The following is a 908-nucleotide window of genomic DNA, read 5'->3' on the forward strand; positions in this document are numbered from 1 at the left end:
GTGGACTCCAGGAACTGCGTTTGCTGGATCACGCGGTAGGTGTTCTGGACCTCACCAGCCATCTTCGTGCTGCGCCGCGCAAGCTCCGTCTTCACGCTGTCGACCTGCTTGCGCCATGTCTCGAACTCGGTGGTCGAGACATAGTTGGCGCCCTGCTGCGCCTGGGAGATCGTGTCGAGCATACGATCAAGCATCGAAATGAGGAGATCGATCGCGACCATCTCGGAGAGCGTGGCCTTGTCGCCGGAGCCGAGGCCCATGTGCGCTGCCTCGTTCACGACGAGGATCTTATAGAGCGGGATGGAGGTCATGCCGAGCAGGTTGATCTCGTCGCCAGACAATGCCGCGTTCGAGCGAATTTTCGCGCTCATGCTATCCATCATCTTCAGGACGCGGGTACGCAGCGCCACTTCCGTTGGGATGCTGAGTTTGGTCGATGTCGGCGAAAGGCAGCCCTTGTCGTCCGTGGTGTCACACGACCACACATCAGTCGGCGCCGATGTCGTCCCATCAAGAAGGGCTTGGTACGTGTCCCAGCTCGCAGGAGCGATGAAGCGAAAGCCGCCCATGCTGTCGGCCTTCTTGGTCGAATCGTAGATTATCGTGCCGACCATTGTCATTAAGAACTCGGCATATTCTTTTGACGGTTTGGTCGCACTTTTCGCGTTGAGCGCGTACCAGGTATAGTTCTTCGACTGAACGAGCTCGGCGTCGTCGCCGCCCTTGGCGATCGTGTCCTCACGCTCACCCTTGTTGGTGCAGCCGTGACGTGCCGAGGCGGCGTCGGAGAAGAAGCCTTTTGCACCACCAACCTGCTGACAAATCGTCGAGCTTGCGCCGTCCATCTTCGGCCAGATCGAGCCGATCGCTTGCTGTGCGGCTTCGCAGCTCGACATATTGAAAGCGTT

Annotated in this window: 1 protein-coding gene; it reads right to left on the reverse strand. The window is 58.8% G+C overall.

The features are described from left to right. The coding region (locus AACY52_RS28560; protein ID WP_339561102.1) for a conjugal transfer protein TraH at positions 1–908 on the reverse strand (908 nt) is incomplete at both ends.

This window comes from Pseudomonas sp. EA_65y_Pfl1_P113 (assembly GCF_963970525.1).
Lineage (GTDB): Bacteria > Pseudomonadota > Gammaproteobacteria > Pseudomonadales > Pseudomonadaceae > Aquipseudomonas > Aquipseudomonas tritici.